General features: G+C 73.6%; 10 protein-coding genes and 1 pseudogene. 5 read left to right on the top strand and 6 right to left on the bottom strand.

The annotated features are described in order from the left end of the window. Window positions 1-44: 44 nt before the first annotated feature. The gene (locus tag A2U95_RS20295; protein WP_166024538.1) at window positions 45-707 is read right to left on the bottom strand and encodes a TetR/AcrR family transcriptional regulator; all 663 of its coding nucleotides are present in this window, start codon (window positions 705-707) and stop codon (window positions 45-47) included. A 130-nt stretch (window positions 708-837) separates the two neighbouring features. Here A2U95_RS20295 and A2U95_RS32800 point away from each other — a divergent pair, with 130 nt between their 5' ends. Genes A2U95_RS32800 through A2U95_RS20280 form a run of 3 tightly spaced genes read left to right on the top strand, consistent with a single transcriptional unit; the run spans window position 838 to window position 4,384 of the window. After that, window positions 838-2,187: a flavin-containing monooxygenase gene (locus A2U95_RS32800; protein ID WP_166024536.1), complete on the top strand. Its 1,350-nt coding sequence runs from the start codon at window positions 838-840 to the stop codon at window positions 2,185-2,187. Next, a complete protein-coding gene (locus tag A2U95_RS32795) occupies window positions 2,184-3,029 on the top strand; it encodes an SDR family NAD(P)-dependent oxidoreductase (protein WP_166024534.1) in 846 nt (281 codons plus the stop codon). Before A2U95_RS32800 ends, A2U95_RS32795 begins: the two co-directional genes overlap by 4 nt. Beyond that, entirely contained in the window at window positions 3,026-4,384 is a 1,359-nt protein-coding gene (locus tag A2U95_RS20280) for an MFS transporter (protein WP_240957385.1), read from the top strand. The genes A2U95_RS32795 and A2U95_RS20280 overlap by 4 nt, the downstream gene beginning before the upstream one ends. Before the next feature lie 53 nt (window positions 4,385-4,437). Here A2U95_RS20280 and pflA read toward each other — a convergent pair whose 3' ends face one another. Next, a complete protein-coding gene (pflA, locus tag A2U95_RS20275; protein WP_166024532.1) occupies window positions 4,438-5,187 on the bottom strand; it encodes a pyruvate formate-lyase-activating protein in 750 nt (249 codons plus the stop codon). Next, entirely contained in the window at window positions 5,184-7,442 is a 2,259-nt protein-coding gene (gene pflB, locus A2U95_RS20270) for a formate C-acetyltransferase (protein WP_166024530.1), read from the bottom strand. Before pflB ends, pflA begins: the two co-directional genes overlap by 4 nt. A gap of 629 nt (window positions 7,443-8,071) precedes the next feature. Between pflB and A2U95_RS20265 the strand changes: the two genes are divergently transcribed. Further along, entirely contained in the window at window positions 8,072-8,455 is a 384-nt protein-coding gene (locus A2U95_RS20265; RefSeq protein WP_166024527.1) for a hypothetical protein, read from the top strand. Window positions 8,456-8,761: 306 nt separating this feature from the next. Then, window positions 8,762-11,419, top strand: a complete 2,658-nt coding sequence (gene adhE / locus A2U95_RS20260) for a bifunctional acetaldehyde-CoA/alcohol dehydrogenase (protein ID WP_166024525.1) — start codon at window positions 8,762-8,764, stop codon at window positions 11,417-11,419. A 120-nt stretch (window positions 11,420-11,539) separates the two neighbouring features. Here adhE and A2U95_RS20255 read toward each other — a convergent pair whose 3' ends face one another. The 3 genes and pseudogenes from A2U95_RS20255 to A2U95_RS32790 all read right to left on the bottom strand — a co-directional run. Then, window positions 11,540-12,532 carry an Acg family FMN-binding oxidoreductase gene (locus tag A2U95_RS20255; RefSeq protein ID WP_166024523.1) on the bottom strand — a complete coding sequence of 331 codons (993 nt, stop codon included), beginning with the start codon at window positions 12,530-12,532 and terminating at the stop codon, window positions 11,540-11,542. Between the two features lie 727 nt (window positions 12,533-13,259). Next, window positions 13,260-13,876: pseudogene (locus tag A2U95_RS20250) on the bottom strand (hypothetical protein). Window positions 13,877-14,025: 149 nt separating this feature from the next. Continuing rightward, window positions 14,026-14,723, bottom strand: a 698-nt coding sequence (locus tag A2U95_RS32790) for a phosphoketolase family protein (RefSeq protein WP_476756104.1), incomplete at its 5' end; no start/stop codon positions are given.

The following is a 14,723-nucleotide window of genomic DNA, read 5'->3' as shown; positions in this document are numbered from 1 at the left end:
CCCGGACGGCTTCCGGGACGGTCCGGCCCGCCCGCCGGCGCCCCTCACCGCTCCTGTTCGCCACCGCCCGGGCCGCGGCCCGTCACGCTGGTCACGAGGTCGTGCAGGTGCCGGCGGAACCGGTCGAGCACGGCCAGGTCACGCGGACCGAGCCGGCGCCCCGTCGGGTCGATGACGCCCGCCTGGCCGAAGGAGTGCGCGGTCCACACGATCGTGAAGACCAGCATCTCGACGTCGACGCCCGGGCCGAGGCCGGCCCGGTCCAGCACCTCGCGCACCGAGACGGCGACCTCGCTGATCAGCGGGCCGGCGAACTCCGCCTCGATCTCGGTCAGGTCGGCCCCCTCCGACAGCCACCGGCGCATCCACAGCGCGGGGACCTCGGGGTGGTTCATGCAGAAGGTCAGGTAGGCGTCGACGAAGCCGAGCAGCGCGGCCCGGGTCTCCGCCGCCGAGGGGCCGCACGCGCGCAGTTCCCGCAGGGCGGCGACGACCACCTCCCGCTGGGCCAGGTGCGCCCGGCGCATCACCGCGCGGTAGAGCTCCGCCTTCCCGCCCACGTGGTAGGCGACCGTCGCGATGTTGAGCCCGACGGCCTCCCCGATGGCACGGGTGCTGGTGGCGTCGTAACCGCGCTCGGCGAACAGCCGGGTGGCCGCCGCCAGGATGCGTTCGCGGCTGGAACCGTCGTCCGGCTGGGCGCTCATGCGGCCGAGGCTACCCGAGGCGGCCGACCGGCTCCAATCAGGTGCCGGGGCCGGAAGGAGGAGGTCGGAGGGGCTTGTCGCGCTCTCCATCATTCGATTGAATGACCGCCCCTAGTGAGGAGGACCGGGCATGGGCTCGACGAGGGTGGCGGTGATCGGTGCGGGGGCGGCGGGACTGGCCTCCGCCAAGGCGCTGCTGGACGAGGGCCTGGAGGTCACCGTCCTGGAGCGGGGCGACCGCCCCGGGGGCCTGTGGGCCCGGGACAACGCCGGCGGGCTGTCCCCGGCGTACGACAGCCTGCACCTCAACACCAGCAAGGGCCGCACCGAGTTCGCCGACTTCCCCATGCCGGCCCGGTGGCCGGACTACCCGTCGGCCGCCCGGGTCGCCGGCTACCTCGCGCGGTACTCCGACGCCTTCGGCGTCACCGGGCGCATCCGGTTCGGCTCCACCGTCACCGCCGTACGCCGCCCGGGCCCGGCCTGGACGGTCGAGGCGCGGTCCGGCGACGCCACCGTGACGGAGGAGTACGACGCCGTGGTGGTGGCCAACGGCCACAACTGGGACCCCCGATGGCCCTCCCCGGCCTACCCGGGCCGCTTCGACGGCCTGCAGACGCACGCCCACGACTACCGCGACCCCGGCCCGTTCGCCGGCAGGCGGGTACTCGTCGTGGGGATGGGCAACTCCGCCATGGACATCGCCGTCGACGCCTCGTACGTCAGCGCCGGACCGGTGCTGCTGTCGGCCCGTCACGGCACGCACATCGTCCCCAAGTACCTCTTCGGCCGCCCCTCCGACCTGACCGGCAAGGCGCTCGCGGTGCTGCCGTGGCGCATCCGCCAGACGGTCGCGCAGTCCGTGCTGCGGCTGGCGGTGGGCGCCCCCGAGAAGTACGGGCTGCCCCGACCGGCCGGCGGCCTCTTCCAGAACCACCCCACCGTCAGCGACACGATCCTGCACCGCCTCACCCACGGGGAGGTCGTCGCCCGTCCCGGAGTCGAGCGGCTCGACGGCGGCCGGGTGGTGTTCACCGACGGGACCGCCGAGGACGTCGACGTGATCGTGTGGGCCACCGGCTACCGGGTGAGCATCCCGTTCCTGGACCGCGAATGGACCGGCGACGATCCCGAGGCGATGCCGCTGTACCGGCGCGTCTTCCACCTCGAGGACCCGACGCTGGCCTTCGTGGGGCTCATGCAGTCCACCGGCGCCGCGCTGCCGGTCGTGGAGGCGCAGGCCAAGCTCCTCGCCGCCCACCTCGGCGGCCGTTACGCCCTGCCGTCACCGGCCGAGCAGCGGGCGGCGGTCCGCCGCGCCCACGCCGCGGCCGTGCGGCGGTGGGGGGACAAACGGCCGATGATGCGCGTCGACTTCGACCGGTACGTCGCCGCCCTGCCCCGGGAGATCCGGGCGGGTGTCCGCCGGGCGGCCCGCGGCGCCGCCGTCCACACCCCCGCGACGGAGGCCCGCGCATGACCGTCCCCTTCCTCGACCGGCGCCACGACCCCCGCGGGCGGCGCTTCCTCGTCACCGGCGCCTCGGGCACCATCGGACGCGCCCTCGGCGAGCGGCTGACGCGGGCCGGGGCGCACGTGGTCGGCCTCGACGTGCGGCCCTCCGGCGACGAGCCGTTCGACGTGATCCGCTGCGACGTCACCGACGACGACGGCGTGCGGTCCGCCGCCGCGGACGCCCTCTCCCGCCTGGGCGGGCTCGACGTCCTGGTGAACAACGCCGGGGTCGGTGGCCCCGCGCCCGCCGAGCTTCCCCCCGGGAGCGAGGTCCGGCGCCAGCTGGAGATCAACCTCCTCGGCACCTGGCGGGTGACGGCCGCCTGCGTCGACTCCCTGGTGGCCGCGCGCGGCCGGGTGGTGATGGTGACCTCCAGGATGGCGGTTCTGCAGCTGCCGCTCGCCGCGGCGTACGGGGCCTCCAAGCGGGCCGTGGCCGCCTACGCCGACGCGCTGCGCCTGGAACTCGGCACCCACGTCTCGGTCACCTGCGTGTACCCGTCCGCGGTGCGCAGTCCCATCCACGACTCCACGAAGGAGGCCGGGCTGTCACTGGAGGGCATGAGCGTGTACGAGCCGCTCGAGGGCGTGGTCGACGCCGTCGAACTGGCCGCGCTGGCCAGGCGCCCGCGACGGGACGTGACCACCACCCGCAAGGGCGCGGTGGAGTTCTTCCTGGCCCGCCACCTGCCCTCCGTCACCGACCGGATCGTGGCGCGCACCTTCACCGCCCGGGTCAGGGCCGGCGCCTTCGACGGGGCCGCGCTCGCGGCCGGCGTGGTCGAGCGGCACGGGAGCGGCTCGTGAGCGCCCCGGCCGCGCCGGCCGCCACGGCCGGGACGCGGGCGGGCCGGGGTCCGCTGGCGGCCTACGCCAGCGGCTCCCTGGGCATGGGCGTCTGGGTCACCGTGCCCGGGCTGCTGCTGCTCTACTTCCTCACCGACGTCCTGGGCGTGCCGGCCTTCCTGGCCGGCCTGACCCTGCTGCTGCCCAAGGTCGTGGACGTCGTCGTCCATCCGTTCCTCGGTTCGCGCTCGGACCGGGAGGCGGTCCGGTTCGGCCACCGCCGCCGGATGATGCGCACCGGCGTGCTGCTCGGGGCCGCCATGGTGGCGATGTTCGGCGTGCCGTCCGCCCTCACCGGCGGGGCCGCGGCCGCCTGGGTGGGCTGCTGGTTCGTGGTGGGCAACCTGCTCTTCGCCGGTTTCCAGGTGCCGTACCTCACCACGGCCTCCGACCTCCTGGTCGGCTACCACGAGCGCACACGGATCTTCATGTTCCGCATGCTCTGCCTGACCGTGGGGCTGCTGGGCGCCGGCGTCGCCGCGCCCGCCCTGACCGCCGCGGGAGGCCGGGGCGACTACACCCGGATGGCGCTCCTGCTCGCGGCGGTCATGGTCGTCACCTCGGTCGTCGCGCTGTCCGGGGTGCGCCGGCTCGCCGACGGGTGCGGGGTCCGCGCGCCCGCCGGGACGGGCGGCCACTCCACCCTGTCCGGCATGCGGCTGGCCTGGCGGGACCGGAACTACCGCGCGCTGGCGCTGTCCTACCTGTTCACCGGAACGACCACGCACCTGTTCCTCGCCGCGCTGCCCTACTTCACGGAGTACGCCCTCGGGGACACCGGGCTCACCGCGCTCCTCATGGGGCTGTTCCTCGCCCCGGCGCTCTTCGCCGGCCCGCTGTGGACGGCCTGGTCCCGGCGGATCGGCAAGCAGCGCGGGCTGCTGCTGTCCCAGGCGGCCTTCGCGGCGGGTTCCTTGGCCCTCCTGCCCGGCGCCGTGTCCGGCGGGGCGTTCGGCGTGGCCGTCACCGCCGTGGTCGTGGCGGTGATGGGCGTCGCGTTCGCCGGCCTGCAGCTGTTCGCTTTCTCGATGGTGCCCGACGTCGTCGCGGCGGCGGAGGCGTCGGGAACCGCGAAGGCGGGTGCGTACACCGGGGTGTGGACCGCGGCCGAGGCGACCGGCACCGCCGTCGGCCCGTACCTGTACTCGGCCGTCCTGGCGCTGGGCGGTTTCGTCTCCAGCACCGCCGGTGAGAGCGTCGACCAGCCCGGCTCGGCGCTGACCGCGCTGCTCCTCGGCTTCACCGTCGTGCCGGCCGCGCTGATGGCCGCCGCCCTGGGGTTCCAGCGGCGGTACACCCTCGACCGCGTCTCCTGAACCGCGCCCGCGGGCGCGGGCGCGGGCGCGGGCGCGGGCGCGGGCGCGGGCGCTCAGTAGGCCGGCGTCCCGTGCGCGCGGAAGCGTCCGCGGACCCGCTCGGTGAGGGCGGGGTCCGGGGGCGGGGTGTCCTTCAGGGCGAACGGGACGCCCAGCGCCTCGTACTTGGCCGCGCCGAGCTTGTGGAAGGGCAGGACGTCGACGCGGTCCACCGTGTCGAGGCCGGAGACGAACTCGGCCAGGCCGTCCACGGCGTCCGGGTCGTCGGTCCAGCCGGGCACCAGGACGTACCGGATCCACGTCCGCACTCCGAGCCGGTTCAGGCGGGTGGCGAAGGAGAGGGTGGGCGCGAGGGAGCCGCCGGTCAGCCGGCGGTAGGCGCCCACGTCGAAGGACTTGACGTCCAGCAGGACCAGATCGGTGTCGGCGAGGACCTCGTCCGTGGCGCGTGCGCCGAGGAGGCCGGAGGTGTCCAGCGCGGTGTGCAGTCCGGCCTCCTTGCAGCGGCGCAGCACCGCACCGGTGAACCCGGGCTGGAGCAGCGGCTCGCCGCCGGTGAGGGTGACCCCGCCGCCTGCCGTGGTGAGGAAGGGCCGGTACCTGCCGATCTCCTCCATCACCTCGTCGACGGTGCGCTCCTGTCCGTCCCGCATCCGCCAGGTGTCGGGATTGGCGCAGTACAGGCAGCGCAGCGGGCAGCCGCTGGTGAACAGGACGAACCGGGTCCCGGGACCGTCCACGCCGGTGGACAGGTCCCAGGAGTGGACCCGGCCGGTGACCGGCCCCGTCGGCCCGGCGGTCACAGCGCACCGTGGAAGGTGCGGCTGATCACGTCGAGCTGCTGCTCACGGGTGAGCCGGACGAAGTTCACGGCGTAGCCCGAGACCCGGATGGTCAGCTCCGGGTACTTCTCCGGGTGCTCCATGGCGTCCTCCAGGGTCGCCCGGTCCAGGACGTTGACGTTCATGTGGAATCCGCCGGCCGCCATGTAGCCGTCGAGGATGCCGACCAGGTGCCCGGCGCGTTCGTGCGGTGCGTGGCCGAGGCCCTCGGGGGTGATGGTGGTGGTCAGCGAGATGCCGTCCCGGGCGTGCTCGTAGGGCAGTTTCGCCACCGAGAGGGCCGAGGCGACGACGCCGTGCCGGTCGCGTCCGTTCATGGGGTTGGCGCCCGGCGCGAACGGCTCGCCGGCGCGGCGGCCGTCGGGGGTGTTGCCGGTGTGCTTGCCGTAGACCACGTTGGAGGTGATGGTCAGGACGGACTGGGTGTGCTCGGCGTCGCGGTAGGTGGGGTGCCTGCGCACCTTGGCCATGAAGGACTCCACCAGGGCGGCGGCGATGGCGTCGGCGCGGTCGTCGTTGTTGCCGTACGCGGGGAACTCCCCCTCGGTGCGGAAGTCGACGGCGAGCCCCGTCGCGTCGCGCAGCACCTTCACCCGCGCGTGCCTGACGGCGGAGAGGCTGTCGGCGGCGACCGAGAGGCCGGCGATGCCGCAGGCCATGAACCGGTGCACGGGGTGGTCGTGCAGAGCCATCTCCAGACGCTCGTAGGCGTACTTGTCGTGCATGTAATGGATGACGTTGAGGGCGTCGACGTACGTCCCGGCCAGCCAGTCCAGGACGCGGTCGTAGGCCGCCGACAGCTCCTCGTACTCCAGGTACTCGCCCGTCAGCGGGGGCGTCACAGGGCCGACCTGCTCGCCGGTCACCTCGTCCCGGCCGCCGTTGATCGCGTACAGCAGTGCCTTGGCGAGGTTGACGCGTGCGCCGAAGAACTGCATCTGCCGGCCCACCGCCATGGCGGAGACGCAGCAGGCGATGGCGGTGTCGTCCCCGCTGCGGGGACGGAGCAGATCGTCGGACTCGTACTGGACGGCGCTGGTGTCGACGGAGACCTGGGCGCAGTACCGCTTGAAGCCGTACGGCAGCCGGGGCGACCAGAGGACGGTCAGGTTCGGCTCGGGAGCGGGCCCGAGGTTGTAGAGGGTCCGCAGGAAGCGGAACGAGGTGCGGGTGACCAGGGGGCGGCCGTCCAGGCCGATGCCGCCGATGGACTCCGTCACCCAGGTCGGGTCGCCGGAGAAGAGGGCGTCGTACTCGGGGGTGCGCAGGAAGCGGACGATGCGCAGCTTGATCACGAAGTCGTCGATCAGTTCCTGGGCGCGGGACTCGTCGATCACTCCCTCGTCGAGGTCGCGCTGGAGGTAGACGTCCAGGAAGGTGGACGTCCGGCCGAGCGACATGGCGGCGCCGTTCTGCTCCTTCACCGCGGCCAGGTAGCCCAGGTACAGCCATTGCACGGCTTCCCGGGCGGTGGCGGCAGGCCGGGAGACGTCGCATCCGTAGGTCGCGGCCATCTCGGCGAGTTCCCTCAACGCCTTGGTCTGCTCGGCGAGTTCCTCGCGGTCGCGGATGACGTCCGCGGTGGAGGGCCGCGCGTCCAGCAGGGCGCGTTCGGCCTGCTTGGCCTCGATCAGGCGGTCGGTGCCGTAGAGGGCGACGCGCCGGTAGTCGCCGATGATCCGGCCGCGGCCGTAGGAGTCCGGGAGTCCGGTGATGATGCCGACCCTGCGGGCCGTGCGCATCGTCGGGGTGTAGGCGTCGAACACGCCGTCGTTGTGGGTCTTGCGGTAGGTGCCGAAGATCTTGGTGACGAGCGGGTCGGGTTCGTGGCCGTAGGCGCGCAGGCCGTTCTCGACCATGCGCAGGCCGCCGTTGGGCATGATCGCCCGCTTGAGGGGGGCGTCGGTCTGGAGCCCGACGATCAACTCGAGTTCGCGGTCGATCCAGCCGGGGGCGTGCGAGGTGATGGTGGAGGGGGTGGCGGCGTCCACGTCGAGGATTCCCTTGCGGCGCTCCTCGGGGAACAGGGCGCCGACCTTCTCCCACACCGCGCGCGTGCGGTCCGTCGGTCCGGTCAGGAAGGAGGCGTCGCCCTCGTAGGGGGTGTAGTTGGCCTGGACGAAGTCGCGCACGTCGATGCGTTCGCGCCAGCCGCTGCCGGCGAACTCGCGCCAGGCGTCGGCGCTGCGGGCGTCGGTCGTCACCGTCGCGGTCATCACGGGTCCTCTCGTCGTGTCCGGCCCTCTGCCGTACCCCGATGGTCGTCCCGCGGGGCGGTGCCGGGAGAGTGCCGGACAGGGCACCGCCGTGGCCCCTGCGGCCCTGCCCCACCGGGACGTTCGGCCCCCCCTCCCGGCGGCGGGACGGCACGGGCGGCCGGACCGCGCGGGGGCCGGCGGAAGTCCCACCGGCACGGTGGGCGCCGCGGGTCCCGGCCGGGTGCCGACGCCGCCGGACGGCCGGGCGTCACCGGCAGGTGTGGTGCGGGTGCCGCCGATGCGACCGGCGCGGCCGGGCCGCACGAGGCGGCGGAACCGGGCCAGGCGTGGGGGACGGCGGCGACGGGGCGGGGAACGTGGTGGAGGGCGGCGCGGGCGACGGGGCCCGGGCGGTGGCCGAGGCGGTGCCCACCGCGGCCGGTCCGCCGGCCCCACGGCGATGTCGTGCTGCGTGACGCGTCCCCTCCAGGGCCGTCGCCGGCTCCCGGTACGTCGTCCGAGGGGCCGGGTGGCCGTGGAACGGGTCCCTTCGGCCTCCGCCGGGGGCCGGACGGGCCCTGGCCCGTGAGCCGCCGGCGGCGGCACGCTCCGGTCACCACCTCGACGACCACAAGGGAGTGGAGCACATGACCGCCAAGGACACCGGTGTCCGTCACCTGACCGACGCCGTGCTGGTGCGTGCCGACGGAGCCGTGGACGAGGCGTCCCTCGCCTACGTCCGGGAGAAGGTGGCGGCCGCCCTGGACCGGCCCGGTCTTCCGGAGGCGAGCGGCGAGGTGCGCGTCGTCAAGGCGTCGGCGCACCACGTCGAACTGCCCTGGTGGGCGGGTGCCGATCTCCAGGTGGGCGAGGACCTCGTCGTCGTCCACGCCCGCGAGGCGACCGCCCGGGAGCTCGCCGACCGCCTCCACGACCGCCTGCGCGCCCGCGCGGAACGCGTGGCGCACCGCGGCGAGCGGGCCCGCCGGGCCTCCGCCCCGCCGCCGTGGCGCGGAGGTCCGGAGCGCTGAGGCGGACCCGGCGCCCCGCGGCGGGGGGCCGGGCCGGCACGGGCCGGGGAGCGGGGCCGGTGGTCCCGCTCCCCGGCCCGTGCCCGTTCCTGTCGCCCCGTCCCTGTCGCCCCGTTCCTGTCGCCCCCGTTCCGGGAGGGCCGAGGGTCCCGGGCCGGGCAGGGACGTACGGGCCCGCTCGGGGCCTTCCGGCACCGGGTCCCGGACTCCCCGACGCACCACAGTGGTTGACGGAAGCGGCCCCCACGGCGCCGCTCCCCCGACCCGCCGGACGTACCGGCGGCCCGATCACGGAGGCGGACCACCATGACCCGACAGCACGCGCCGAGCAGGGCGACGGCCGGCACCGAGGCGGTGCCGTCGGACGCCGCGGTCGCCGTCGGCCGACTCGTCGAGAACGGTCTCAAGGCTCTCGCCGACTACGAGTCCCTCACCCAGGAGCAGGTCGACCACATCGTCAGGAAGGCGTCGGTCGCCGCCCTGGACCAGCACACGGCGCTGGCCCGGCTGGCCGTCGAGGAGACGGGGCGCGGGCTGTTCGAGGACAAGGCCGCCAAGAACATGTTCGCCTGCGAGCACGTCGCGCACAGCATGGGCCCGATGAGGACCGTCGGCGTCATCGCCCGTGACGACGTCGAGGACATGGTCGAGATCGCGGAGCCGGTGGGCGTGGTGGCCGCGGTCACCCCGGTCACCAACCCGACCTCCACCACCCTCTTCAAGGCGCTGATGGCGCTCAAGACCCGCAACCCGGTGGTGTTCGCCTTCCACCCCGCCGCCCAGCGGTGCAGCGCCGAGGCGGCGCGCGTGGTCCGCGACGCGGCCGTCGCGGCGGGGGCGCCGGAGCACTGCGTGCAGTGGATCGAGGAGCCGTCCGTCGAGGCGACCGGCGTCCTGATGAAGCACCCCGGTGTCGCGCTGATCCTCGCGACCGGCGGCAACGCCATGGTGAAGGCCGCCTACTCGGCGGGCAAGCCGGCCCTCGGCGTGGGCGCGGGCAACGTCCCGGCCTACGTGCACCGCAGCGCCAAGCTGTCCCGGGCGGTCAACGACCTGGTCCTGTCGAAGTCGTTCGACAACGGCATGATCTGCGCCTCCGAGCAGGCCGTGATCCTCGACGCGGACATCTACGACGCGGCGCTCGCCGAGTTCCGCACCCTGCACGCCCACCTGGCGACCGCCGAGGAGAAGGCGAAGCTGGAGGCGTTCCTCTTCCCGGCGGGCCGTGCCCCGGGCGGCGGCTGCGAGCCGAAGGTGAACGCCGCCGCGGTCGGGCAGAGCCCCGCCTGGATCGCCGAACAGGCCGGTTTCAGCGTGCCGGAGGGCACCTCGCTCATCCTGGTCGAGGCCGCACGGGTCGGCCCCGACGAGCCGCTGACCCGGGAGAAGCTGTGCCCGGTGCTCGCTGTGCTGCGGGCCGAGGACGAGCGCCACGGCTTCGCCCTCGCCGCCGACATGGTCGCCTTCCACGGCCAGGGCCACAGCGCCGTCATCCACACCGAGGACCGCGCGGTCGCCGAGGCGTACGGACGGCGGATGAAAACGGTCCGCGTCATCGTCAACTCGCCGTCCTCGCAGGGCGCCATCGGCGGCATCTACAACGGCCTGCTGCCCTCCCTCACGCTGGGCTGCGGATCCTGGGGCAGCACCTCCGTGTCGAACAACGTCTCGGCCGCACAGCTGCTCAACATCAAGCGGGTCTCCGCCCGCCGCAACAACCTGCAGTGGTTCAAGGTGCCGCCGAAGATCTACTTCGAGCCGCAGTCCATCCGCTACCTGGCCTCGATGCCGGACGTCCACCGCGTCACGGTGGTCACCGACGCGACGATGACCCGGCTCGGCTTCGTCGACCGGATCAGCCGGGTACTGCAGCGGCGCAGGGAGCCGGTGGTGGTGCAGATCATCGACAACGTGCAGCCGGAGCCCAGCATCGACTCGGTGCGCGAGGGCGCCCGCCTGATGGGCGACTTCCGCCCGGACACGATCATCGCGCTGGGCGGCGGTTCCCCGATGGACGCCGCGAAGGTGATGTGGCTGCTGTACGAGCAGCACGCGGCCGGTGTGGACGTCGACTTCGCGGACATGCGGCAGAAGTTCTCCGACATCCGCAAGCGCGCCTTCCGCTTCCCGGAGCTGGGCCGGCTGGCCCGGCTGGTGTGCGTGCCGACCACCTCGGGCACCGGCGCGGAGGTCACCCCGTTCGCCGTCATCTCCGACCCGGCCACCGGCAAGAAGTACCCGCTGGCCGACTACGCGCTCACCCCGAGCGTCGCCATCGTCGACCCGCTGCTCACCGCGGCGCTGCCGCCGGCGCTCGCCGCCGACAGCGGCTTCGACGCCCTCACCCACGCGATCGAGGCGTACGTCTCCGTCTACGCCAACGACTTCACCGACGGGCTCGCCCTGCACGCGATCCGGCTGATCTTCGGCAACATCGAGGCGGCGGTGAACGACCGCGACGGGGCGCCGGAGGCCCGGGAGAAGATGCACAACGCCGGCACCATCGCGGGCATGGCCTTCGGCAACGCCTTCCTCGGCATCGTGCACGCCATGTCCCACACGCTGGGCGCCACCTTCCACATCGCGCACGGCCGCACCAACGCGGTGCTGCTTCCGCACGTGATCCGCTACAACGGCACGGTACCGGCGAAGCTCACCGGGTGGCCGAAGTACGAGAGCTACCGGGCGCCCGAGCGGTTCCAGGACATCGCCCGCACGCTGGGTCTGCCCGCCGCCACCCCGGCCGAGGGCGTGGAGTCCCTCGTCGCGGCCGTGCAGCAGCTGCGCGACGCCGTCGGCATCGAACCGACGTTCAGGTCGCTCGGGGTCGACGAGGAGACGTTCCTGGCGGCTCTGCCCCAGCAGGCCCTCAACGCCTACGAGGACCAGTGCGCGCCCGCCAACCCGCGCATGCCGATGCTGGACGACATGCAGGCGATCATGCGGACCGCCTACTACGGCTGACGGCGCGTCGGGCCGGGCCGGCTGCTGCCGGCCCGGCCCGGCCCGCACGGAGGCCGGGCAGAACCTTCGCGGTTCCGCCCGGCCTCCGTGTGCGTTGCGCCGCCTTCAGGGCCGGGTCCCTCACACGCGGGCACCGCCGAGGACCTCGGCCAGGCCCCGGCGCGGCGTGGAACGCACGTACGGCGGGTGTCCCAGGCGGAGGATGACCTGCGGGTACTGCCCGGCGGTGAGCGTCCGCCGGACGCGTTCCCGCAGTTCCGGCACCTCCAAGGGCTGGGTGTGGAAGGCCGCCATCACGCCGAGTCCTGCCGCGTGCAGCAGCATCCGCTGAAGGGCCTGTCCGGCCGTCAGCCAGGTGGACGGGTCGTCCCGATCGGTGGCCAGCAGGACCACCTCACCCGTCCGCGCTGACCAGGGCCGGGGATGCCGAGGGCTCGCGCCGGCCAGACTGGCGTAGTCGCGACCGGCGAGAGCGGTCGCGTCGGGGTGACGCACGCCGGCGTCGGCCGGCACCCCGTCACGCCTCGGCCGCACGGGCTGCCAGGCCCATCCCGCCTGTTCGGCGGCGAACCGTTCGTCGGCCCGGTGGGCGTCCTCCCCCGCACGTACCAGCGCGGCCACCAGGCGGCGGTCCACAGCGTCCCCCACGACGTGCAGCCGGGCGCCTTCACAGTCGGCCTGCTCACGCAACGCGGCGACGAGGCCGGCGGGCAACGGCTCCGGCAGGAACGGGCCGTGCGCGGTGTGCCGCAGCCCCAAGGCGTCGAACAGGCGCTGTTCCTCCGCTGTGGGCCGGGTGTAGGCGCCCCAGGCGACCGTGGCGAGGTGAGCGGGCTGCCGCAGGTCGGGGAAAACACGCACAAGGGGCCGGAAGCCGAGGTGGAGCATGGCCAGCCGCACGTTGAACAGGGCCGCCCCGCAGCCGAGCAGCAGTTCCCGCCCGCGGGGGTCGGCGAGCGGCAGGCAGCGACGGGTGTCCGCGTGCAGTTCGAGATCCCTGTCGCCGTCCGCGACGAAGCGCCAGGGCTGGGTGTTGTGGAGCGACGGCGCGGTCACGGCCGCGCGGACCAGGTAGGCGGAGGAGTGACTGATGGGTGTGCCGGTGACGGGCATGAGCGGTTCCCCGCTTTCGGTGTCGGGAGTCCCTCGGACTTCAGTGTCTGCCCGTGAGGTCCTCGTCCGACAGGGGCGACCGGGCACCGCTGCGGGACCATCGGCCCAGCTCACGGGATGGTTGCCACTGCCCGGGCGGGAGTTGCGGCGGGACCGGACGTCCTCGCTCGAACGGCATGCCAGGCCGCTCCCGCGGCAGGAGCTCCGGGGGCGCCTTGAGGGAACGACGACGCCGTGGCACATCCGTCTCCCGTGCCGTGCCCGGCCGTCCGAGCGCCCGGCACGGGGCGGGGCGGACGCCCCAGCGCCAGGGGTTCCCGCCAAACAACGGAGGACGCCGGATGCCGTTCTCGGCGCGGTCCGGCGGGGCTCACCGGTGTCCTGGCCGCCTGGAGGCCGACGGGCAGGGCCGAGCCCAGGCCGTGGCCGACCGTCCCTCGCTACGCGGCATACCTGGGTCGTCGCCCGGGGTCCAGCTGCCATCGTTGCTGTCACCGCCGGTCTCTTCCTCACCTGTGCAGGTGAACTGTCCACTGTTGGGGCTCGTCGCTCGCGGGTGCCCGCGAGGAGGGACTGCCGGCGTACCCGGGGCGCGCCATCCGTCACGCGCTTGCCGGGCCGCTGGGCCCGGTCGGGCCGAGTGTTTCACCGGGCCGGAGCGGACACGAACGGACCGGGGCGCCCCGCCCACGAACGGAGGCGCCCTGGTCCGACGAGCGTGTGGGACTCAGAGCAGCCAGCGGTTGCGGCTGACGAAGGGCAGCTGCGCCCAGGCCCGGCCCAGGCCCCAGGTGGCACCGGCACCCGCGAGGGCGATCAGGACGACGGCGTAGATGAGGCGGTAGTCGGCGAACGGGTTGGTCGACATGCTCGCCGACCCGTCGGACAGGTGCTTGGCCGGCGGCCACTCCGTGATCCACATCAGCGCCATCATCGCGGTGCCGGCAGCGGCGGTGAGCCGCAGGCCGACGCCCGCGATCAGGGCGAGGCCGATGCCGCCCAGGCCGAGCATGAACAGCCAGTCCGCCCAAGCGGTGCCCGCCCACTCGTGGAAGGTGGACTCCATCGGCCCAACGGCGACACTGCTGAGGAAGCCCTTGGTCGGCGAGCCGCCGTCGATCCAGCCCTCGCCGGACTGCGTGGCGTAGCCGAAGCCGAACGTCTTGTCCAGGAACGCCCGCAGGAAGATGAACCCGGCCAGCAGGTGGAGCCCGGCGAACACGTACGCGCTGGTCGCGGTCGCGGCGGCGGCCGCCTCATCCGCGGAGGTGGGAGCCGTCTGGCCCTGCGCCGCGACGGGAAGCGGAATCCGAGATGGCGGTGCGGATGCTCATGAACTGCCATGATGCCCATCCCTCCGAGGGAGCGGCGCCTGAGGTGTTGTCCTGCTCGTTGCGGCTTCAATATCCCGCGCCGTCGGCGCCCGCCGGAGGGGTTGCAAGGCCCCGGACAGCGGCGCGAACGACCCCCTGTCCGAAGTCTGTTGGCATCGGTCAGCCGTCCCAGGACCAGTCGGCGACTTCAGGCAGGTCGGTGCCGTGGATGCGGATCCACTCGTGGTGGCGCAGGCGGGCATCCTCCATCCGCTGCCGTACAGCCGCAGCACGCACCGCGAGGCCGGGCACACGGTCGATGACGTCCATGACCAGGCGGTAGCGGTCGAGGTCGTTGCGGACGACCATGTCGAACGGCGTGGTCGTGGTCCCGATCTCCTTGTAGCCACGCACGTGCAGGTGCTTGTGGCCGGTGCGGCGATAGGCCAGGCGGTGGATCAGCCACGGGTAGCCGTGGTACGCGAAGATCACCGGCCGGTCGGGGGTGAACAGGCCGTCGTACTCGAAGTCGGTCATACCGTGAGGGTGTTCCTCACTCGGCATGAGCCGGGCGATGTCGACGACGTTGACCACCCGCACCGCCAGTTCCGGCAGATGGGTGCGCAGCAGCTGAGCGGCAGCCAAGACCTCCTGTGTGGGTACATCTCCGGCGGCCGCGAGCACCACGTCCGGCTCCCTCTCGCCGCTGTCCGTACCGGCCCATTCCCAGATCCCGGCGCCGCGCGCACAGTGGACCTTGGCCTGCTCCATCGTCAGCCAGTCGAAGCAGGGCTGCTTGCCCGCGACGATGACGTTGACGTAGTCCTTGCTGCGCAGCGCGTGGTCGGCCACCGACAGCAGGGTGTTGGCGTCCGGCG

It is taken from the genome of Streptomyces chilikensis (genome assembly GCF_001642695.1).
Classification (GTDB): domain Bacteria; phylum Actinomycetota; class Actinomycetes; order Streptomycetales; family Streptomycetaceae; genus Streptomyces; species Streptomyces chilikensis.
This window is presented reverse-complemented; position numbering and strand designations above follow the sequence as displayed.

Bases quoted from the DNA above. Each gene is read 5' to 3' on its own strand.
- A2U95_RS20295 (WP_166024538.1), bottom strand. From the start codon at position 707: ATGAGCGCCCAGCCGGACGACGGTTCCAGCCGCGAACGCATCCTGGCG.
- A2U95_RS32800 (WP_166024536.1), top strand. From the start codon at position 838: ATGGGCTCGACGAGGGTGGCGGTGATCGGTGCGGGGGCGGCGGGACTG.
- A2U95_RS32795 (WP_166024534.1), top strand. From the start codon at position 2,184: ATGACCGTCCCCTTCCTCGACCGGCGCCACGACCCCCGCGGGCGGCGC.
- pflB (WP_166024530.1), bottom strand. From the start codon at position 7,442: ATGACCGCGACGGTGACGACCGACGCCCGCAGCGCCGACGCCTGGCGC.
- A2U95_RS20265 (WP_166024527.1), top strand. From the start codon at position 8,072: ATGACCGCCAAGGACACCGGTGTCCGTCACCTGACCGACGCCGTGCTG.
- adhE (WP_166024525.1), top strand. From the start codon at position 8,762: ATGACCCGACAGCACGCGCCGAGCAGGGCGACGGCCGGCACCGAGGCG.
- A2U95_RS20255 (WP_166024523.1), bottom strand. From the start codon at position 12,532: ATGCCCGTCACCGGCACACCCATCAGTCACTCCTCCGCCTACCTGGTC.